This window comes from Streptomyces panaciradicis (assembly GCF_023516615.1).
In the GTDB taxonomy this organism is placed as follows: domain Bacteria; phylum Actinomycetota; class Actinomycetes; order Streptomycetales; family Streptomycetaceae; genus Streptomyces; species Streptomyces panaciradicis.
Genome location: NZ_JAMGBF010000031.1, coordinates 69119 through 88401, shown reverse-complemented (window position 1 = coordinate 88401; position 19283 = coordinate 69119). Strand labels below are relative to the sequence as shown.

Sequence of the window (19283 nt, the reverse complement as noted above, 5' to 3'; positions counted from 1 at the left end):
GTCGCGGCGGATCAGCGGGTCCAGGGCGCTGAAGGACTCGTCCATGAGGAGCAGGTCGGCGTCGGTGGCGAGGGCGCGGGCGAGGCCCACGCGCTGCTGCATGCCGCCGGACAGCTCGTCGGGCCAGGACTTCTCCCAGCCGGCCAGTCCGCACAGGGCGAGCGCCTCGCCGGCGCGCCGCTCGCGCTCGGCGCGGGGCACGCCCTGCACGGCCAGGCCGTAGGCGGCGTTGTCCAGCACGCTGCGGTGCGGGAACAGCGCGAAGTGCTGGAAGACCATGCTGATCTTGTGGGCGCGGACCTCGCGCAGTTCGCGGGCGCTCAGAGCGGTCAGGTCCTGGCCGTCGAAGCGGACATGTCCGGCGGTCGGCTCCAGCAGGCCGTTGAGCATGCGCAGCAGGGTGGACTTGCCGGAGCCGGACAGGCCCATGACGACGAAGATCTGTCCGGGGTCCACGGTGAAGGAGGCGTCGATCACGGCGGCGGTGGTGCCGTCGGCGCGCAGCTCCTCCCGGTCGGCTCCCCGCCTGAGCCGTTCGACTGCCTGGTCCGGTCGTCTGCCGAACACCTTGTAGAGCTGCTCGGCCTCAAGTCTCGCTGACACGCTTGCCTCTGGTCTCGGGGGGCGGTGATCGGGGCGGCGCCTGCCCTGGTCCGACCGGCCCAAACGCGACAGCGGTCCGGTTCACAAGGGGTGCGTAGGATCGCCGCCGCTGCTTCACATCGCCGTTCACCGAGGGGGACGACCGTGGACCGACCCGACGACAGACGCGCCTCCGCCTTGCGCTTCGCGACGGAGCTGGTGGCCTGGATCGCGACGCCGTGGGCGCTGTGGCCGTACTCCCCGGTGCTGGCCGTGCTCGCCGTGGTGCTGTTGATCGGCCTGCCGACGGTCTTCTCCACGCCGGGCGACAAGGCGCACGTCGTCGTCGCGGTCCCCGGCTGGGCGACCGTCCTGCTGGTGCTGCTCCAGCTCGTCGCGGCCGTCGTGGCGTCCTGGTGGCTGATGCCGGTGTGGGCGGCCGTCCTGGTGTCGCTGCTGGCCGCCGCGACCCTGGTGACCGAGACGCCGCGCACCCGGTGGCTGCTGGCCGGCGGGTGACTGTCGGTGCCGTGCGGCATGATGCGAGCGTGACCGGACGACTGATGCTCCTCGACACCGCCTCGCTCTACTTCCGCGCCTACTTCGGCGTCCCGGAGTCCGTGAAGGCCCCGGACGGCACGCCGGTGAACGCCGTGCGCGGGCTGCTGGAATTCATCGACCGCCTGGTCAAGGACCACCGGCCGAGCGACCTGGTGGCCTGCATGGACGCCGACTGGCGCCCGCAGTGGCGGGTCGACCTGATCCCCTCCTACAAGCTGCACCGCGTCGCCGAGGAGCACGCGGCGGGCCCGGACGAGGAGGAGGTGCCGGACACGCTGTCGCCGCAGGTGCCGATCATCGAGGCCGTCCTGGACGCGCTGGGCATCGCGCGCGTGGGCGTCGAGCCGTACGAGGCGGACGACGTGATCGGCACGTTCACGGCGCGCGCGAAGAGCCCGGTCGACATCGTCACCGGCGACCGCGACCTCTACCAGCTGGTGGACGACGCCCGGGGGGTGCGGGTGCTGTACCCGCTCAAGGGCGTGGGCACCCTGCAGCTGACGGACGAGGCGTGGCTGCGCGAGAAGTACGGCGTGGACGGGCCGGGGTACGCGGACCTGGCGCTGCTGCGCGGCGACCCCAGCGACGGCCTGCCGGGGGTGCCGGGCATCGGCGAGAAGACGGCCTCCAAGCTGCTGGCCGAGTTCGGGGACCTGGCGGGGATCATGGCCGCGGTCGACGATCCGAAGGCCAGGCTCACGCCGTCGCAGCGCAAGCGGCTGGACGAGGCCCGGCCGTACGTCGCCGTGGCGCCGAAGGTCGTCAAGGTCGCCGACGACGTGCCCCTGCCGGACGTGGACACGGCCCTGCCACGCGCCCCGCGCGACGCGGCGGCGCTGGAGGCCCTGGCGGCGCGGTGGGGCCTGGGCGGTTCGCTGCAGCGGCTGCTGAGCACTCTGGAGGCGTGAGCAATGGTCTTGTTTGGGTAATGGCCCGGGTAATGCCCCCTCTCCTCAAGGTGGTTCCCGGACAGAGGTGCTAACTTAGGTAAGCCTAAGCAAGGGACTCTGGGAGGCCGTCATGGCAGAACGTCCGGCTCGGAAGCCGCGGAAGGCTCATGCCGCGCAGGTCGTCCGCACAGAACGGCTGACCCCGCACATGCAGCGTGTGGTCCTCGGCGGCGAGGAGCTGGCCGGTTTCGCGGCCGACACCTGCACCGATCACTACGTCAAGCTGCTGTTCCCGCCGAGCGAGGGCGTGACCTACCCGGAGCCCTTCGACCTGGAGCGCATCCGCGAGGAACTGCCGCGCGAGCAGTGGCCGGTGACCCGCACCTACACGGTGCGGGCTTTCGACCCCGAGACGCGCGAACTGACGCTGGACTTCGTCGTCCACGGCGACGAGGGTCTGGCCGGGCCCTGGGCGATGCGCGTCCAGCCGGGCGAGACCGTGCGCTTCATGGGGCCGGGCGGCGCCTACGCCCCCGACGTGAGCGCCGACTGGCATCTGCTGGTGGGCGACGAGAGCGCACTGCCCGCGATCGCCCGTTCCCTGGAGTCGCTGCCCGCCGGGGCCACGGCGCACGCCTTCGTGGAGGTGCCGGGGCCCGAGGAGGAGCAGAAGATCGACTCCGACATCGAGGTCGTCTGGCTGCACCGCGGCGACCGCCCCGTCGGCGAGGCGCTGCTGGAGGCCGTACGGTCCTTCGCCTTCCCCGAGGGCCGGCTGCACGCCTTCGTCCACGGCGAGGCGCACTTCGTCAAGGAGCTGCGCCGGATGCTTCGGGTCGAGCGGCAGATCCCGCGCGAGGACCTGTCGATCTCCGGCTACTGGCGCCTCGGCCACAACGAGGACGGCTGGCAGTCCTCCAAGCGGGAGTGGAACGCGCGCATCGAGGCGGAGCAGGAGAGCGCGGCCCCGGCCGCATGAGGTCTCCGAGAGGGGCGGCACCCGGACCGGGCGCCGCCCCTCTCGTCATGTGCTCGCACCGACCGGAACATGCCGGCTCACACCAGCCGGAAGATGCCGGCTCACACGGCCCGCAACGTGCCGGCTCACACCGACCGCTGGTACGAGCGGAACGCGCGGATCGACAGCCACACCGCCGCCACGGCGAGCACCAGCAGCGCCCCGCCCCGGCCGAGTACGGCGTTCCAGTCGGGGTGCTCGGACAGGGCCGACCGGCCGGCGACCATCGCCCAGTTCAGCGGGTTGAAGTCGGCGACGTGCCGCATCCAGGAGGGCATCTGCGACGGGGCCATGAAGGCCGAGGACAGGAAGGTCAGCGGCAGCAGCAGGAAGGTGTTGATGCCGATGATCGACTCCCGCTCCCGCACCAGCATGCCGAGCGCGTTGGACAGTGCCCCGAAGATCGTGCCGAGCAGCACCGAGGCCAGTACCAGGATCGCCACGCCCCCGACGCCGCCCGGGTAGTCGGCGCCGCCGGCCAGGCCCAGCAGCACGATGACGGCCGACTGGAACGCGGTGACCAGGCCGTTGTTGACGACGTTGCCGTTCATCAGCGCGGCCCGGCTGACCGGCGTGGTCAGGAAGCGGTTCAGGGTGCCGCGCTGGATCTCCTCCAACGTGCCCATGCCGGCCCACATGTTGGAGCTCAGCGCGCTCATCGCGACCACGCCCGGGACGAGATAGGTGAGGTAGGTCGTGGTGCCGAAGCCGCCCAGTTCGACGACCTTCTTGAAGAGGCCGCCGAACAGGAACAGCCAGATCACCGGCTGGATGAGCGTGATGATCGCGTACGCGGGCTGCCGCGTGAACACCATCAGTTGACGCTGCGTCATGTACCAGGTCTGGGTGACGGCCGTGCTCATCGCGCACCTCCGGCGAGGACGAGGCCGCCGTCGGACTGGGCCTCGGCCTCGGAGTAACGGCGGCCGGCGTAGCGGAGGTAGACGTCGTCGAGCGAGGGCCGGGCGACGGTCGCGGCGGCGACCTTGACCCCGGCCCGCTCCAGGGCGGCGAGGAGTGCCGGTACGGCGGCGGCCCCGTCGTCGGCGCGGACGCTGACCCGGCGGCCGTCGACGAGGACCTCGTGCAGGCCGGGCAGCCCGCTCAGGGCGCCGTCGAGCAGGGTGCGCCCGCCCTCGCCGACCGCCTCCCGCAGCTCCACGTGGACGGCGTCGCCGCGCAGTTCGCCCTTGAGGGCGTCCGGGGTGCCCTCGACGACGACCCGGCCGCGGTCGACGATCGCGACGCGCTCGGCGAGGCGGTCGGCTTCGTCGAGGTAGTGCGTGGTGAGGAGGATCGTCAGCCCCTCCTCCCCCGCGAGGCGGTCGATCTCGTCCCACATCGCCGTGCGGGCCTCGGGGTCCAGGCCGGTGGTGGGCTCGTCGAGGAAGAGCACCTCGGGCCGGTGGACCAGGCCGAGGGCGACGTCGAGGCGCCGCCGCATGCCGCCGGAGTAGCCCTTGACGGGGCGCCGGCCCGCGTCGGCGAGGCCGAAGCGGTCCAGCAGCTCGTCCACCCGCAGGTCGAGGGCGGCGCCCGTCAGGCCGTAGAGCCTGCCCTGCAGCCGGAGGTTCTCCCGGCCCGTGGCGACCGGGTCGGCGCCTGAGCCCTGGGCGACCACGCCGATCGCGCGGCGCACCCGGTCGGGGTGGCGCAGCACGTCGTGCCCGGCGACGGCGGCGGTGCCCGAGTCGGGCCGGGCCAGGGTGGTGAGGATCTTGACGGTGGTGGACTTGCCGGCGCCGTTGGGGCCGAGGAGCCCGAAGACGGTGCCCGGTTCGACGGTGACGTCCATGCCGTTGAGGGCGGTGACGTCGCCGGGATAGGTCTTGATCAGCTGACGCGCCTCGACGGCGGGCGCACGGGTACTGCTCATGACGACAGCTCTCCTGAGTGAACGGATGACAACTGATCCGCCTGGGGAGGGCCGGGCTATCCTGGGTGTGCCGCACCTCGATCGCCCGGCCTGCCGCACGGCGGCCTCAGTTCGGGGTTCGAGACCCCGGCGGGGGCTGCTGCAACAGCCCTGCCGGGGTCTGTTCATTCCTGGGTGATCTGGGTGATCTCCTCCATGAGGTCCGGTGGCAGCTCGCCCGTCTCGTGGAACCGGCGCCAGGTGTCGACGCCCGGCAGCCTGCCGTCGCCGATCTCCTCGACGAAGCCGCGGACCCACTCCGCCTCGGCCTCGACCATGTGGAGGCGGTACTCGACCTCCACCAGGAAGAGCCGGGGCACGGACTCGTACAGCTTCTCCAGCGCCCCGCGGGAGCTCGCCGCCTCCACCTCCAGGGTCTTCAGCCGCTCCTGCAGCAGCCGCACCGCCTCATCGGGGTGCACGGCTCCGAGGAAGGACAGCGCGCTCTCGAAGACGGGGTACTCCTTGGCCGGGACGGCCAGCAGGTCCGACAGCCACTCGGTCGCCTCCTCGCGGCCGGCCGCCGTGAGGCCGTAGACCGTGCGCTCGGGGCGGTTGCCCTGCCGCTCCACGTCGGTGACCTCGACGAAGCCGTGCTTCTCGAGGTTCTGCACGACGGTGTAGAGCGAGCCGTAGTTGATCTTCGTGCTGGTGTCCTTGCCCTGGCGGCGAAGGGTCTGCGCGATTTCGTAGGGGTGCATCGGCTTCTGCCAGAGCGTGACCATCACGGCGAGCGCGAGCGGGTTGCCGAGCTTGCGCCGCTTCATCGCCACACCCCCTCACGAGCTCGCTGACGAATATCCGTGGCCGAACATATCGCGACCCGGGCGCGAGCGTCAATACACACGATGTATCGCGTTTCCGCGTGCGAGGCAAGTGCGTGAGGACTTGGGCCCGCCCCCGACACGCCTGCGTGACGCGGCCGAAACAGCGCGTCCCTAATTTCTGTCGCCTGACAGGAATCCGCTCGCAGGACCGTGCCGAAGGCAGGTGCCGCCGTGCCGACAACCGACCATTCCCTCGCCGAGTTCGGCTACCGACAGGAACTGCACCGCAGCCTGGGCCGGTACGCCTCCTTCGCGGCGGGCTTCTCCTTCATCTCGGTCCTCACGACCGTCTTCCAGTTCTTCGCCTTCGGGTACGCCTTCGGCGGCCCCGTCTTCTTCTGGGCCTGGCCGGCGGTGCTCCTCGGCCAGCTGCTGGTGGCCGCGTGCTTCGCCGAACTCGCCGCCCGCTACCCCATCTCGGGCGCGATCTACCAGTGGTCCTCCCGGCTGTCGAACGTCACCTTCGGCTGGTTCGCCGGCTGGATCATGGTGATCGGGCAGATCGTGGTGGTCGCCGCGGCGGCGCTGGCCCTGCAGATGGTGCTGCCGGCGATCTGGTCCGGCTTCCAGCTGGTCGGCACCGACCCGGCGGTGACCTCGACGGACGGCGCGGCGAACGCGGCGGTGCTCGGCGTGGTCCTGCTCGTGCTGACCACGATCGTGAACATCGTCGACAACCGCGTGATGTCCGTGGTCAACCGGGTCGGCGTGACCGCCGAGATCATCGGCGCGGTCCTGATCGTCGTCCTGCTGCTCACCCACTCCGAGCGCTCCCCCGGCATCACCTTCCACACCGAGGGCGCGGCGAGCTCCGGCCTGCTGGGGGCGCTGCTCGTCGGGTCGTTCACGGCGGCGTACGTGATGATCGGGTTCGACAGCGCGGGCGAGATGAGCGAGGAGACGCACAACCCCCGCCGTACGGCGCCCCGTACGATCCTCACCGCGCTCGCCGCCGCCGGTCTGCTGGGCGGGCTGGTCATCCTCGGCGGACTGCTCGCCGCGCCCAGCCTCACCGACGGCCATCTCGGCGTCGACGGCCTCAGCTACGTCCTGACCAGCAGTCTGGGCGACGGCGTCGGCAAGGTCCTGCTCGCCGACGTGGTGGTGGCGATCGCGGTGGCGACCCTCGCCATCCAGACGGCGGCCTGCCGGATGCTGTTCTCCATGGCCCGCGACGGACAACTCCCCTTCTCCGCACGCCTGGCACGGGTCAACCCGCGCACCGGCATGCCGAGCGCCCCGGCCGTGGTCGTCGGCGTCCTGGCCGCCGCGCTGCTCCTGCTCAACTTCGCCTCGCCGGACGCCTTCCTGGCCATCGGCACCACCTGCATCGTGATGCTGTACCTGGCGTACGCGATGGTGACCGGCCCGTTGCTGGTCCGCCGCGTCCGCGGCGAGTTCAGCTCGCGGGGCACGGACGAGACGGGCGGGAGGCTGTTCTCGCTGGGCCGCTGGGGCATCCCGGTCAACGCGCTGGCCCTGCTCTACGGCCTGCTGATGACCGTCAACCTGGCCTGGCCGCGGGCGGCGGTGTACGACCCGGCGGGCGGCCACTGGTACTTCCAGTGGTTCACCGTCCTCTTCCTCGCCGCCACCGTCCTGACCGGCGCCGCCTACCGCGCGTTCCGCAGGACCGCCGAGGCTCCGACTCCCGTACCGGAACCGGCAGTTCAGGAAGCCGCCGTCTAGTCCTCGCGCAGGCGGGCGTGCAGGTGCATGTCGTGCCAGCCGTCCTGGTGGCAGGCGGCGCGGCGCTTGGTGCCCTCCAGGGCGAAGCCGGCCTTGGCGGCGACCCGGCAGGAGGCCGGGTTGGCGGTGGCGTGCAGGAGTTCGAGGCGGTGGAAGCCGATCTCGTCGAAGGCCCAGCGGGTCAGGGTGTTCGTCGCGCGGGTGGCGACGCCCTGGCCCCTGGCCGCCGCCGTGGTCCAGTAGGCGACCTTGGCCTGCGCCTCCGCGAGCACGATGCTCAGCAGGGCCACCCGTCCCAGCAGCCGGTCCGTTGCGGCGTCGACGACGGCCCACTGGGCCTTGCGCTCGCCCTCCCACTCCGTCAGCCACTCCTGCATCCACCCGGCGGCCTCCTCCTCGGAGTCGCTGCGCCGGATGTGCCACTGGTGCATGAGGGGGTCCTGGTACGCCGCATGCACGGCGGGCACGTCCTCGACCCGCCAGGGCCGCAGGACCAGCCCGTCACCGCCGTCCAGCAGCGGCTGCGGGGCACGGGAGAGGGCACCCTTGGGCAGGACTTCGTCGGCGGTGTACGGCATGGGGGCATCCTGCCGCCCCATCAGGGCGGCCGCCCAACGCTTTTCGGGCGCCGGGCCGGCCGACTTCCCTACGGCCGTGGGGCCGACGTGCCCTTCGGCCGCACAGACCCTTTCCCCGAGGCCGCAGAGCGCCCTGAGGCTTCACGTCCCGTGACGTCGCGTGCGACGGTTCGCATGAACAGCCCCTTGGGTCCCAGGGCGAGCGCGTAGGGCGCCGCCTTGACCCGTCGGCCGGGTATGGGCTCCAGTCGCCATCGAGCGGCGATGGTCGCCAGCGCGAGGGTGGCCTCCGTCAACGCGTAAGCGTCACCGATGCACTTGCGCGCGCCTCCTCCGAAGGGCAAGTACGCGTCGCGCGGGACGGTCTCCGCCCGCTCGGGCGCCCATCGGCCGGGATCGAAGCGCTGCGGTTGGACGAACAGGTCGTCGCGGTGATGTATCTGGTAGGGGCTGAAGGCGACATCGGTGCCGGCGGGGATGTGCCGGCCACCGAGTTCGGTGTCGACCGTCGTGGTGCGGGTCAGCAGCCAGCCCGGCGGATACAGGCGCATGGTCTCGGTGATGACGTTCCGGGTCGTCTCCAGCCGCGGCAGATCCTCGAAGCCCGCGACGCCGCCGGCGAGCACGGCGTCGACCTCCGCGTGCAGACGCTCCGTGATGTGGGGATGGTGTCCCAGCAGGTGCAGGGCCCAGGCGAGGGCTTTGCCGATCGTGTCCGTGCTGGCGAAGAGGAACGACATGACCTGGTCCCTGACCTCTTCGTCGGACAGCCGTGCCCCCTCCGCGCCCGGGCCGGCGTGCTCGTCCTGGGCCGCCAGCAGCATGGACATCAGGTCGCCGTGGTCGACGCCGTCGGCCCGGTAGTCGGCGATGATGCGGTGGATGGTCTGCTGGGACCGGGCGTGTGCGCGGTCGTAGCGCCGCTTGCCCGGTGTGGGGACGGCATCGACGTGCGGTGGCAGGAGCATGCGCCGGAAGACGCCTTCCTCCAGCGTCGCCAGATCGGCCGCCAGTGACTCGCGCAGGGCGGCGGGCGCGGCGGAGAAGATCGTCGCCGCGGTGGTGCGCAGGCTGATCGTCGTCGTCTCGGCCAGCACGTCGATGGTCTGCCCGTGCCGCCACGCGTCGGTCACCGCGTGGGCCTGTGCGCTCATCTCCCGCGCGTAGCCCGGCAGGCGCGTGCGGTGGAACGCCGGCTGGATCATCCGCCGCTGCCGGCGGTGGTCCTTGTGCAGGCAGGTGCCGAGGCCGTTGCCCAGGAACTCGCGGCTGCGGTCGAAGAGGAAACCGCCCTTGTCGAAGGTGCGGTCGTCCACGAGGACCCGGCGGACGAGGTCGGGAGCACAGACGACGACGGCGCTGACGGGTCCGAGCCGGATGGTGACGACGTCTCCGACGCCCGGCAGGGAACGCAGGAAGCGCAGGGGGTCGCGCAGGAACCGCAGTGTGTGGCCGAGCAGCGGCAACGCCCCCGGCGCGGTGACGAACGGGTAGTCGGCCTGCGCCATCGGTCCTCCACCGTTGTGGGTGGGCATCCACCCGCACAGATCAGGTCGCGCCGTGCCTCGGGGCCACCGGCTCGCGCGGCGGTGTGCCCGACAACTGACCGCGGACGTGGGGCCGATGCCCTCGACCCGCGACCCCTCGGAAGGTGCCCTGTCAGTTTGGTACACAAGCCAACCACATGAGGGCGCACGGAAGTAAGGTCTTGTCACATGGAAGTGCGGACCTGACCGTTCCTGCTCTGTACGCGACATCGTGCGCCCCCCTCTCAGGCCCGCAGCCCGCAACTACCGGCTACACAAACCTCATTGCGAGACACACTGAGGCCCGCCCGTCACGACCGCGCGCGCTGGGACGCACCGGCACGCGCCCCGCGCGGTGTGGCGGGCGGGAAGGTTGTCCCCGACGCTGTTCCTCGGCACGCCTTGACCGGAACCCCCATGGCCCTCACCTGCGCTGCGGAGTTGAGCCGTTATGAATAGTTCCCGTACTGCATGGCAACCTCCGGGCCGAACGCCCGTGCCGGCCCGCGAGACACGGCGCTGCCTGGACCGCGCCGTCGCCGCCTGCCTGGAGTTACAGCGGCCCAACGGCTCGTGGGCGACGCCCGCGCGCCCCCGCATCCTGGAGAACGCCCTCGCGGCGTTCGCCCTGGCCAAGGCGGAACGCGCCGCGCCGCACCACGACCGGGTGCGTGCCTGGCTCCGGCAGGCCGAGCCCCAGAGACACGACGCCTTCACGGCGGCGGCGGACGCGTGGCTTCGCGCCCTCGCCCTCGACGTCACCAACCCTCCCCCGCTGCCCGTCGTTCCGCACGACAGTGCCGCGCACCGGCGCCGCCTGCTGCTTCTGCAGACCCTGGGGGTGGCCGCGGGTGCGCCGGGCTGCTCCCCGTACGAACTGCTCGACCGGGCCACGAAGGCACTCGGCCACGCGGGCGGCACCTCGCTGACCGGCTGGCACCGCGCCCAGTTCCTGTCCGCCGCGCTCCTCGCCCGGCACGCGGTCGGCCTGCCGGTGGACGAAGGACTGGTCGCCGCGCTGACCGCCGAACAGGCACCGGACGGCTCCTACCACGCCATGCCGCTCGTCACCGCCATCGCCTGCCTGGCACTGACCCGGGTCGCACCGGGGCGGGCCGCCACGCATCGCGCCACGGCCAGGCTCCTGGCGGATCAACACGCGGACGGCACATGGCGGTTCACGACCTTCGACGTCTGGGACACCGGCCTGATGGTGCGCTGCCTGCGCGGCAACTCCGTGTTCGACTCGCTGGCCCGGCCCGGGGCCCTGGACTTCCTGGCCGACGCCCAGTCCCCGCAGGGCGGTTGGGGCAGTGTGTCCTCCGCGGTCGCCGGCAGCGGACTGGACTGCGACGCGGACACCACGGGGAACACCCTGCTGGCTCTGGCCGGCACGGAACAGGGCCGCCGGGCCTGGCCGGCCGTCGTGGTCTACGCGCGCGAGAACCAGGACGACCGGGGCCTGTGGACCACCTGGAGATCGTCCCGGGACACCGTGGCTCAGGACACCGTCGCGCACATGGTCGGCGGGATACGTGCCCACGGCAGCGCCGACGTCGAGGTCGGGCGGGCGGCCCGCTGGCTCCACCAGCAGCACCGCGGTGCCCGTCGCTGGACCGCCGACTGGTACGTCTTCCCCGGTTACCCGGCCGCCGAGATCGGTCCGGTGGTGGGCTGGAGCACCGACGCGGCCCGCTCCGAGGCCCGGATCCTGGCGGCCGGCCAGCACAGGGACGGCGGCTGGCCCGCGTTCCCCGGCGCGCGTGCTTCCAGCCCGGCGGCGACGGCCCTCGCCGCGACCGTCCTCGTCCGCTCCCGGACCAGCACACCGCAGGCCCTCGCGCGGGCCGCCCGCTTCCTCGTCGGCACCCAGCTGGACGACGGCACCTGGGACGAGCCGGACCCCTTCATGAGCGGCCCGCGGCCGTTCCTGACCGACGTGCTCGCCCAGGCACACGCCCTGACCTGCCGAGGGCTCATGGACCTGCTGCGGCACCCGGCGACGCCATGAACCGGGCCGCGAACCGGCCGTAGCGCAACGGACCCGCTCAGCCGCCGGGGCCGACCCGGCCGGCCCGCCCACGTCGCCCGCCGTCGGCCGCGCCCCGCCGCGAACCGGCGGCCAGGAAGGAAGTACGCATGAACGAGCAGCCGAGTGGATCGCTCCCCACACCCTCGCTGTGGTGCCCGATCCCCAGCGGGGTCCACCCGCACCGCGCCTTGGTCACCGAGTTCCAGCTCGACTGGAGCGTCCGTCACCGGCTCGTCCGCGGCGACGCCGAGACGGCCCGCCTCGCCGCCGCGGACATCGCCGGGCTCGCCGCCCGCTTCGTCCCGCGTGCCACGCCGGCCGGCGTCCGGACCATGGCCGCTCTGCTCACCCTGACCTTCGTGATCGACGACCTGAACGACGAGGGACGGCTGCGCGGCCGGCCCGACGAGTTCACGGCGTACGCCGCTGCCCTCTCCCGGGCGCTCGACGGCGGCCCCCTGGGCGAACCGGCCGAACCGACGGTGCGGGCGCTCCACGACATCGGCCGGCGCCTGGAAGAGTCGATGTCCCCGGCTCTGCGGGCACGCCTGGTCCGGGACTTCCGTGTCACCCTCGCCGCCGAGGTGCGCGAGAGCACGCACAATGCCCGCCGGCTGCCGCCCGACCTCGACACCTATGTGCGCAACCGCCTGGCCACGACCTGGATACTGCCGCTCACGGACCTCGCGGCCTGCGTGGACGGCACGGAACCGGCGCCCGGGGACCTGGACCGACCGGAGGTACGGGCGCTGACCGAGATGACCGGCCTCATCCTGGGGTGGGACAACGACATCTGCGGCTACGCCAAGGACCGACGCGAGGGCGTCGCGGACGTCAACAACCTGCCCGACGTCCTCGCCCGCACCACCGGCGCCGGCCCCGCCGAGGCCCTCGACCATGCCGTGGCGATGCGGGACCGGGTGCTGGAGCACTGGCTGGGCCTGCGCGACCGGGTGAACGAGACCGCGAACCCCGCCCTGGCCGCCCATCTCGCCAACCTCGCCTCCATGATCCGCGGGCACCTCGACTGGGCCGCGACCTGCCCCCGCCACACCGTCCCGCACGGCGGCCCCGTCATCCGGATCAGCCCCACGCGCCCCGCCCTGGGCCTCTCCGGCCTCGACCCGCTGCAGATCCCGTCGATCGCGTGGTGGGGGCGGCTGTCCAGCACGGTCGCCGGGTGAGGGGGTAGCCGGCGAGGGGCCGGTGCCTTCGTAAGCTGGACGCGATGAGACGCCGTACCCCGCCCCCGCCCTCACCCCTGCCGCAGCGCGCGGGGGTGGATCCCGTACGGGTGCGGTTGCCGCCCGCGGGCGGCTGGGCGACCGTGCGGGACCATCTCGTGGCGCGGCTCGCGCCCGGGGCCGGGGTGATCGACCAGATGTTCCACGCGGGGCGGATCGTCGACGTCACGGGGCGTCCGGTGCCGTGGGACGCGGCGTACGTGCCGGGGATGTACGTGTGGTTCCACCGGGACCTGCCCCCTGAGGAGCGGGTGCCGTTCGAGATCGACGTCGTGTACCGCGACGAGCACCTGGTCGTGGCCGACAAGCCGCACTTCCTGGCCACCACCCCGCGCGGCAGTCACGTCGCCGAGACCGCCCTGGCACGGTTGCGGCGGCAGCTGGACATCCCGACGCTCGGGGCGGCGCACCGGCTGGACCGGCTGACGGCCGGGCTGGTGCTGTTCACGGTGCGCCCCGAGGAGCGCGGCCGGTACCAGGCGCTGTTCCAGGAGCGGCGGGTGCGCAAGGAGTACGAGGCGGTCGCCTCCCACGACCCCGGACTCGACCTGCCGCGCACCGTGCGCAGCCGGATCGTCAAGGAGCGCGGGGTGGTCGCCGCCCGTGAGGTCGAGGGCGAGCCCAACGCCGTGAGCCGGGTCGAGTTGCTGGAGCAGCGGGACGGCCGCGCCCGGTACCGGCTGACGCCGCGCACCGGCCAGACCCACCAACTGCGGGTGCACATGAGCGCGTTGGGGGTCCCGATCCTCGGCGACCCCCTCTATCCCGTGGTGACCGGCCCCGTGCCGGAGGGTGATTTCCGTCGGCCGCTCCAACTGCTGGCGCGTGCACTGGAGTTCACCGATCCGGTCACGGGGCGCGAGCACCGGTTCGTCAGCTCACGCCGGCTACGGGCCTGGTCGTCGTACGACGAGTGGGCCGGCTAGCCCGGTCGCCGGCCGGCTCATTCGCCCTGCCACCAGCGCAGGAAGCGCCGGAACACATTCGGCCGGCCTGCCGGTTCGGGGGTGGCGGCCGGAGTCGGGGCCGGCGTCGCGGCGGCGGGCTCGGCGGCGGGCTGCTGAGGCGGAAGCTGTGTCTGCACGCTGCCGATCTGCCAGTCGTTCGAGCGCTGCGGCGGCACCGCGGAGATGGTGAGCCGCTCCATGACGTCCTGCTGGGGCTTCGGCGCGAACTCCACCGGCAGGGCCACCAGATGCTGGTTGGAGATGGACGACCGCCAGCGCAACTCGTCCTCGGGGCAGGCCAGTTCCACGTCGGGGAGACGGGTCAGCAGCGCGTCGACGCCGACGTCGGCGATGGCACGGCCGATGTCCTGGCCCGGGCACTCGTGGGAGCCGCCGCCGAAGGCGAGGTGGGAGCGGTTGCCCTGCATGTTGGCGGTGAGATCCGGACGGACGCGCGGATCGACGTTGCCGGGCGCGATGCCGAAGAGGAGGCCGTCGCCCTTGCGGATGTGCTGACCGCCCAGCTCGGTGTCCTGTTTGGCGAAGTAGCCGAGGATCGTGCTGAACGGCGGCTCGTCCCACAGGGACTGCTCGACCGCCTCGGGCACCGTCATCTGGCCGCCGCTGAGCTGGGCGCGGAACCGTGGATCGGTCAGCACCACGCGCAGCACGTTCGCCAGGAGGTTGGCGGTGGCCTCGTACGCGGCGATCAGGACGACGCGCAGGTGCTGGCCCACCTCGTCGTCGGTCAGCCGCGCCGGATGGTTGATCAGGTGGCTGGTGAAGTCGTCCTGGGGGGCGGCCCGGCGGCGCGCGGTGAGCCGCATCAGGACGTCCATGATGTACGCGTTGCTGGCGATGGCCGTCTCGCTGCCCTTGAGCATGTCGCGGGCGGCATGCACGATCTGGTCGTTGTACTCGTCGGGCATGCCGAGAATCTCGCACATCACGGCCATCGGCAGGTACTCGGCGAACTGTCCGACCAGGTCGGCCCGGCCCTCCTCGCAGAACTTGTTGACGAGGTGCTGGGTGGCGCGGTTGATGTAGCGGCGGATGCCCCGGTGGTCGATGGTCGACATGGCGCCGGTGACCGCGCCGCGCAGCCGCAGGTGCTCGTCGCCCTCGGTGTGACTGCAGATGGGCTGCCACGCGAGGTGCGGCATCAGCGGGTTCTCGGGCTTGACCATGCCCTGCCGCAGCGGGGTCCACAGGCGCAGGTCACGGGTGAACTGCGAGGCCGTGCGCACCATTTGCATGTTCTCGCTGTGGCCGAGCACCACCCAGATCGGCAGATCGTCGTGCAGCAGCGCCGGTGCCACCGGGCCGTGCTCCGCGCGGAGCTCCTCGTACACGGGCCTCAGGTCCTCCGTCCCGGGGCCGTACAGCCGGCGCAGCCCGCCGGGGCCGATGCCGTGGGCGGGGCAGCCGGGGGGTGGGGCGGTCAGGGGCTCGTCCGTGTCGGTCGGGGAGAAGGGTTCAGGCGTCACGATGGTCGCTCCGGGAGCTGAGGTGGATCAGGTGTAAGGGGGAAGGTCGGGGCTCACGCCGGCGCCTTCGCCGTGGCAAGGGCGTGCAGGAAGCGCATCAGCGTCATCAGGACGTCCCTGCTGGAGGCCCGGCGGCGCGCGTCGCACTCGATGATCGGGATCTCGTCGGCCAGGTCGAGGGCGCTGCGCAGGTCCTCGACGGGATAACGCGGCGCGTCCGGGAAGGAGTTGACGGCGACGACGAAGGGCACGCCCCGCTCCTCCAGCCGTCCTATGACGTCGAAGCTGACCTCGAGGCGGCGCGTGTCGATCAGGACGACCGCGCCGAGCGCGCCTTCGAACAGGCCGTTCCACAGGAACCAGAAGCGTTCCTGGCCGGGCGTGCCGAAGAGGTAGAGCACCAGCTGGTCGGTGATGCTGATGCGGCCGAAGTCCATGGCCACGGTGGTGGCCGTCTTCGACTCGGAACCGTAGTTGTCGTCGACCCCGACGCCTGCCTGCGTCATGGTCTCCTCCGTGGTCAGCGGCCTGATCTCGCTGACCGAACCGACCATCGTCGTCTTGCCGACTCCGAAGCCGCCCACGATCACGATCTTCACCGCGGCCTGGGCCGTCTGCGGCAGATGATCCTCTGTGCGTGGTCCGGGGATGGTGTCAGAGCCTTTGAAGTCCATGCATCACCGCTTCGAGGAGGGAACGGTCGGGAAGCGCCTGCCGCACGATCGGGGCGCGCGCCTGCACCAGTTCGGCCGCCAGCATCTCGGTGAGCAGTACGGTCATCACGCTGAACGGCAGGTTCAGATAGGCCGAGAGCTCGGCCACCGAGAGGGGGGCCGCGCACAACCGGAGCGTCGCCGTCTGCTCCGGTGTGGCCGAGGGCGGCGGGTCGGCGCGCGCCACGATTAAGGTCACCAGGTCGATGTCCGCCCGCTCGCCGTCCGGGCCGGCGACGACGTACAGCCGTTCCGGGGCCTTCTCGTCGCCCTGCTGTGCGGTCCGCGGGGTCGGCGGCGGGGGAGGTTGCCGGTTCTGCTGTCGTCGCCGGCGTTGCGGAGGAGTCATACGGCCTGCCCGTTGCGTCGAGGTGGACTGGTGAGGTGAGCGCCGATGCGGACGACGAGGTCGCGCATCCGGTTGCTCATCAGGCCCGGTTCGGCGACCACGTCCGACAGGACCGCGAGATAGGCGTTGGGGCCGGCTGCCATGAGGTAGAAGTAGCCGCCGTTGATCTCGATGAGGACCATCTTCATCCGGCCGTCGCTGTCCGGGATCTCCTGGGCGACGGCGCCCGCGAGGCTCTGCAGGCCCGCGCAGGCCGCGGCGACGCGGTCGGCCGCGTCCGGGTCGCCTCCGTAGCGAGCGATGCGCAGGCCGTCCGCGGACAGCACCACGATCATCTCGATGCCCGGTACTCCATCGGCGAGATCCTTGAGCATCCAGTCGAAGTTGGCTCGCTGCTGGATCACTTGGGGTCCCTCTCGTCGTCGGCCTCAAGGCGGGCCGGCTCGTTGGTCGGCTGGGGGATGTCGAACGGGTCGGGCGTGCCCTTCAGGCCGTTCCAGAACGCCTCGACCCACAGGCCCGGTTCGGGCTCGTCCTTCTCCGGCTCGGGCTCGGGTTCGGGCGCCGCCCAGGCGGACCGGGCCTCCTCGGCCTCCCGTTCGGCGCGTTCGGCGGCGGCCTGTTCGGCGAGCCGGACGCTGAGCGGCGTCTTGACCCGGCTGCGCCGCTGCGGCAGACCGCCCGCCGTCCACTCGGTGACCACGGGGACGTCGTCCTCCATGGAGACGCCGGCGGGGATGCGCGGGCTGGTGGGGCGGCGCCGCTTGGGGGCGCGGTTGGGACCCTCGATGCCGCCGATGTCGAGCTTGGGCGCGGCGGTGGCGCCGATGCCGTGGGCGAGGCCGGGCGCCTCGTCCTCGGTCACCATCACGCGCGGCACGACGAGTACGGCGCGGACGCCGCCGTACGCCGAGGCGCGCAGCGAGATCTGCATGTCGTAGGCCTTGCACAGGCGGCCCACGACGGCGAGGCCGAGGCGCGGGGACTCGCCGAGCTCCTGGAGGTCGACGCCGGCCTTGGCGCGCTCCAGCATGCCCTCGGCCTTGGCGCGGGCCTCCTCGCTGAGGCTGACGCCGGCGTCCTCGATCTCGATGGCGATGCCGGTCTGCACCTCGGTGGCGGTGACGTGCACCTTGGTCTGCGGCGGCGAGTAGCGGGTGGCGTTGTCGAGGAGTTCGGCGCAGGCGTGGATGACCGGCTCCACGGAGATGCCGCGGATGTTGACCTTGGCGATGGTGTCCAGCGAGATGCGCCGGTAGTCCAGGATGCGGGACATGGCGCCGCGCAGCACGCTGTAGAGCGGGACGGGCTGCGGCCACTGGCGGCCGGGGCGGCCGCCGCCGAGGACGGAGATGGAGTCGGCGAGCCGGCCGATCAGGGCGGTGCCGTGGTCGATGCGCAGCAGGTCGTCGAAGACCTCGGGGTTGCGGCCGTGGTCCTCCTCCATCTCGCGGAGTTCCTTGGCCTGCTGGTGCACGATCGCCTGGACGCGGCGGGCGATGCTGACGAAGGAGCGCTGCGAGGAGTCGCGGATGGCTTCCTCGGTGTCGATGATGTCGAGCACCGTCTTGAGCAACCGCAGCTGTGACTCAGGCAGTTCGGCGTAGCTCGGGTCGACGTTGGGGAGTTGGCGAATCACCTCTGTGGGCGAATTTCCCCTGCGCAGCCAGTAGATCGCGTTCGGGGCGATCTCGCGGGCGAAGCGGAGCATCTGCTGTTCGTGTCCGGCGATGCGCTGTTCCAGATACGCGGTGTGACGGGCGCTCTGCTCGAGCAGGGTCCGCAGACCGCGGCCGCGCCGGACCGCCTCGGCCGCCGTCGCGATCACCAGGAGCGTGGCGGCGGCGCCGCACCAGCCGACGGCGGCCCGGGCCGGGTCGGTCACCACGGCGACGGCGGCGCCGGTCACCGCGGCCATCAGTATCGCGGGCAGCAACAACACGCGAGCGTAGGGCAGTTCGCGGCGCCCGGGCGGGGATTGAACACTCACCATTTAGGCCCTCTGAAACGAATCGGCAGGGAGTCGCACATATAGGGAACAAGCGCACGAATACATCTCAACTCGGTGCGCTGCGGGCGAGCTTAGTCCGACCGGATCATCGCCGTGTCATATTCAGCAAGCCCCTGAAAAGGGGCACCGGAAGCGAGTACGCTCGGCTCCATTTACACGGACTGCCCGCGATCGCACACAGTGAGTGACGGCGAATGCGGGTGCGAAAATCACTCACCGTGACGAGTGAAGGTCGACTTCCGGCCGTGACCCGGCGGCCGGTTCAGACGCCGGCGATGCGCAGGGCCGCGTCCGCCGTGGCCTCCGCGAACACCGTCACCGGGCGGTCGGGGTCGGAGCGGTGCACGAGGATGACGCCCTCGATCAACCCGAACAGCAGATCCGTCCGGAGGTCGAGCTCACTCTTGGCGAGCGCCCCGCCGGCGGGCGTCGCGGCGAGCAACTGCCGGTAGGCGTCCTTGAGTTCGGCGCGTACGGCGTGGAAGCCGGCGAACCGCTCGGCGCGCACCTCGGGCAGCAGATACAGTCCGCCGAGGTTGTGCGGGCCGCCGCACAGCAGCTCCACGTCCGTGCGGCACAGTTCCCACAGGCGCTCCCCGGCCGGCCGCGCGTCGTCGGCGAGCAGGTCGCGGGCGCAGGCCAGCGAGGGCGTGACGGTGGACTCCAGCAGCTCGGCGAGGAGCTCCTCCTTGCCGGAGACGTAGTGGTACATGGATGCCTGCCGCATGCCCGCCCGCTCGGCGACCGCCCGGGTGGAGGTGGCCGCGTAGCCGCGGGTGGTGAACAACTCGGCGGCGGCGGTGAGCAGTTCGTCGCGCGGCGAGAGCCCGCTGTCCGGCCGCCCGGCGGCCCGTGGCCTGCCGACCCGGCGCCCACCTGTCGTCCCCATGCGTTCGATCCTCGCACACCGGCCC

Annotated in this window: 19 protein-coding genes; 7 read left to right on the top strand and 12 right to left on the bottom strand. The window is 71.9% G+C overall.

The features are described from left to right. The coding region (locus tag M8J74_RS13555; protein ID WP_249836625.1) for an ATP-binding cassette domain-containing protein at positions 1–603 on the bottom strand (603 nt) is incomplete at its 3' end. 144 nt (positions 604–747) lie between these two features. Between M8J74_RS13555 and M8J74_RS13550 the strand changes: the two genes are divergently transcribed. The 3 genes from M8J74_RS13550 (at position 748) to M8J74_RS13540 (ending at position 3012) form a co-directional block, all read left to right on the top strand. After that, positions 748–1101, top strand: a complete 354-nt coding sequence (locus tag M8J74_RS13550; protein WP_249836624.1) for a hypothetical protein — start codon at positions 748–750, stop codon at positions 1099–1101. Positions 1102–1130: 29 nt separating this feature from the next. Next, positions 1131–2051, top strand: coding sequence for a 5'-3' exonuclease (locus tag M8J74_RS13545; protein WP_372500171.1), 921 nt, complete (start codon positions 1131–1133; stop codon positions 2049–2051). Between the two features lie 112 nt (positions 2052–2163). Then, positions 2164–3012, top strand: coding sequence for a siderophore-interacting protein (locus tag M8J74_RS13540; RefSeq protein ID WP_249836623.1), 849 nt, complete (start codon positions 2164–2166; stop codon positions 3010–3012). Between the two features lie 125 nt (positions 3013–3137). On the opposite strand, the gene M8J74_RS13535 is transcribed toward M8J74_RS13540, so the two are convergent. From M8J74_RS13535 to M8J74_RS13525, 3 genes are all read right to left on the bottom strand, one after another. Continuing rightward, a complete protein-coding gene (locus tag M8J74_RS13535) occupies positions 3138–3914 on the bottom strand; it encodes an ABC transporter permease (RefSeq protein WP_249836622.1) in 777 nt (258 codons plus the stop codon). After that, positions 3911–4927, bottom strand: coding sequence for an ATP-binding cassette domain-containing protein (locus M8J74_RS13530; protein ID WP_249836621.1), 1017 nt, complete (start codon positions 4925–4927; stop codon positions 3911–3913). The genes M8J74_RS13535 and M8J74_RS13530 overlap by 4 nt, the downstream gene beginning before the upstream one ends. 164 nt (positions 4928–5091) lie before the next feature. Continuing rightward, on the bottom strand, positions 5092–5733 hold the full coding sequence (locus M8J74_RS13525; protein WP_249836620.1) for a PadR family transcriptional regulator: 642 nt from the start codon (positions 5731–5733) through the stop codon (positions 5092–5094). Positions 5734–5964: 231 nt separating this feature from the next. Here M8J74_RS13525 and M8J74_RS13520 point away from each other — a divergent pair, with 231 nt between their 5' ends. After that, entirely contained in the window at positions 5965–7482 is a 1518-nt protein-coding gene (locus M8J74_RS13520) for an amino acid permease (protein ID WP_249836619.1), read from the top strand. Here M8J74_RS13520 and M8J74_RS13515 read toward each other — a convergent pair. After that, complete coding sequence (locus M8J74_RS13515; RefSeq protein WP_249836618.1) at positions 7479–8060, bottom strand: GNAT family N-acetyltransferase; 582 nt, start codon at positions 8058–8060, stop codon at positions 7479–7481. The genes M8J74_RS13520 and M8J74_RS13515 overlap by 4 nt on opposite strands. Before the next feature lie 68 nt (positions 8061–8128). After that, entirely contained in the window at positions 8129–9568 is a 1440-nt protein-coding gene (locus M8J74_RS13510) for a cytochrome P450 (RefSeq protein ID WP_249836617.1), read from the bottom strand. Between the two features lie 514 nt (positions 9569–10082). Here M8J74_RS13510 and M8J74_RS13505 point away from each other — a divergent pair. The 3 genes from M8J74_RS13505 (at position 10083) to M8J74_RS13495 (ending at position 13788) form a co-directional block, all read left to right on the top strand. Continuing rightward, positions 10083–11597, top strand: a complete 1515-nt coding sequence (locus M8J74_RS13505; protein WP_249836616.1) for a prenyltransferase/squalene oxidase repeat-containing protein — start codon at positions 10083–10085, stop codon at positions 11595–11597. Positions 11598–11725: 128 nt separating this feature from the next. Next, positions 11726–12802 carry a terpene synthase family protein gene (locus M8J74_RS13500; RefSeq protein WP_249836615.1) on the top strand — a complete coding sequence of 359 codons (1077 nt, stop codon included), beginning with the start codon at positions 11726–11728 and terminating at the stop codon, positions 12800–12802. Between the two features lie 44 nt (positions 12803–12846). Next, the gene (locus M8J74_RS13495) at positions 12847–13788 is read left to right on the top strand and encodes an RluA family pseudouridine synthase (protein ID WP_249836614.1); all 942 of its coding nucleotides are present in this window, start codon (positions 12847–12849) and stop codon (positions 13786–13788) included. A gap of 17 nt (positions 13789–13805) precedes the next feature. On the opposite strand, the gene M8J74_RS13490 is transcribed toward M8J74_RS13495, so the two are convergent. The 6 genes from M8J74_RS13490 to M8J74_RS13465 all read right to left on the bottom strand — a co-directional run bounded on the left by M8J74_RS13490 (position 13806) and on the right by M8J74_RS13465 (position 19258). Continuing rightward, the gene (locus tag M8J74_RS13490) at positions 13806–15296 is read right to left on the bottom strand and encodes a cytochrome P450 (RefSeq protein ID WP_249836613.1); all 1491 of its coding nucleotides are present in this window, start codon (positions 15294–15296) and stop codon (positions 13806–13808) included. Positions 15297–15349: 53 nt separating this feature from the next. Continuing rightward, positions 15350–15970 (bottom strand): GTP-binding protein, encoded by a 621-nt coding sequence (locus tag M8J74_RS13485; RefSeq protein WP_249836612.1) that lies wholly within the window; start codon positions 15968–15970, stop codon positions 15350–15352. Beyond that, positions 15951–16358, bottom strand: coding sequence for a DUF742 domain-containing protein (locus M8J74_RS13480; protein WP_249836611.1), 408 nt, complete (start codon positions 16356–16358; stop codon positions 15951–15953). Before M8J74_RS13480 ends, M8J74_RS13485 begins: the two co-directional genes overlap by 20 nt. After that, the gene (locus M8J74_RS13475) at positions 16355–16762 is read right to left on the bottom strand and encodes a roadblock/LC7 domain-containing protein (RefSeq protein WP_058926362.1); all 408 of its coding nucleotides are present in this window, start codon (positions 16760–16762) and stop codon (positions 16355–16357) included. Before M8J74_RS13475 ends, M8J74_RS13480 begins: the two co-directional genes overlap by 4 nt. Continuing rightward, on the bottom strand, positions 16759–18351 hold the full coding sequence (locus tag M8J74_RS13470) for a sensor histidine kinase (protein WP_249836610.1): 1593 nt from the start codon (positions 18349–18351) through the stop codon (positions 16759–16761). The genes M8J74_RS13475 and M8J74_RS13470 overlap by 4 nt, the downstream gene beginning before the upstream one ends. 280 nt (positions 18352–18631) lie before the next feature. Continuing rightward, complete coding sequence (locus M8J74_RS13465; RefSeq protein ID WP_249836609.1) at positions 18632–19258, bottom strand: TetR/AcrR family transcriptional regulator; 627 nt, start codon at positions 19256–19258, stop codon at positions 18632–18634. Between the last annotated feature and the right edge of the window lie 25 nt (positions 19259–19283).

What these genes read in the sequence shown, in the direction of transcription:
- M8J74_RS13540 (WP_249836623.1), top strand. Translation starts at nt 2,164, where the DNA reads ATGGCAGAACGTCCGGCTCGGAAGCCGCGGAAGGCTCATGCCGCGCAG.
- M8J74_RS13535 (WP_249836622.1), bottom strand. Translation starts at nt 3,914, where the DNA reads ATGAGCACGGCCGTCACCCAGACCTGGTACATGACGCAGCGTCAACTG.
- M8J74_RS13530 (WP_249836621.1), bottom strand. Translation starts at nt 4,927, where the DNA reads ATGAGCAGTACCCGTGCGCCCGCCGTCGAGGCGCGTCAGCTGATCAAG.
- M8J74_RS13525 (WP_249836620.1), bottom strand. Translation starts at nt 5,733, where the DNA reads ATGAAGCGGCGCAAGCTCGGCAACCCGCTCGCGCTCGCCGTGATGGTC.
- M8J74_RS13515 (WP_249836618.1), bottom strand. Translation starts at nt 8,060, where the DNA reads ATGCCGTACACCGCCGACGAAGTCCTGCCCAAGGGTGCCCTCTCCCGT.
- M8J74_RS13510 (WP_249836617.1), bottom strand. Translation starts at nt 9,568, where the DNA reads ATGGCGCAGGCCGACTACCCGTTCGTCACCGCGCCGGGGGCGTTGCCG.
- M8J74_RS13500 (WP_249836615.1), top strand. Translation starts at nt 11,726, where the DNA reads ATGAACGAGCAGCCGAGTGGATCGCTCCCCACACCCTCGCTGTGGTGC.
- M8J74_RS13495 (WP_249836614.1), top strand. Translation starts at nt 12,847, where the DNA reads ATGAGACGCCGTACCCCGCCCCCGCCCTCACCCCTGCCGCAGCGCGCG.
- M8J74_RS13485 (WP_249836612.1), bottom strand. Translation starts at nt 15,970, where the DNA reads ATGGACTTCAAAGGCTCTGACACCATCCCCGGACCACGCACAGAGGAT.
- M8J74_RS13480 (WP_249836611.1), bottom strand. Translation starts at nt 16,358, where the DNA reads ATGACTCCTCCGCAACGCCGGCGACGACAGCAGAACCGGCAACCTCCC.
- M8J74_RS13470 (WP_249836610.1), bottom strand. Translation starts at nt 18,351, where the DNA reads ATGGTGAGTGTTCAATCCCCGCCCGGGCGCCGCGAACTGCCCTACGCT.
- M8J74_RS13465 (WP_249836609.1), bottom strand. Translation starts at nt 19,258, where the DNA reads ATGGGGACGACAGGTGGGCGCCGGGTCGGCAGGCCACGGGCCGCCGGG.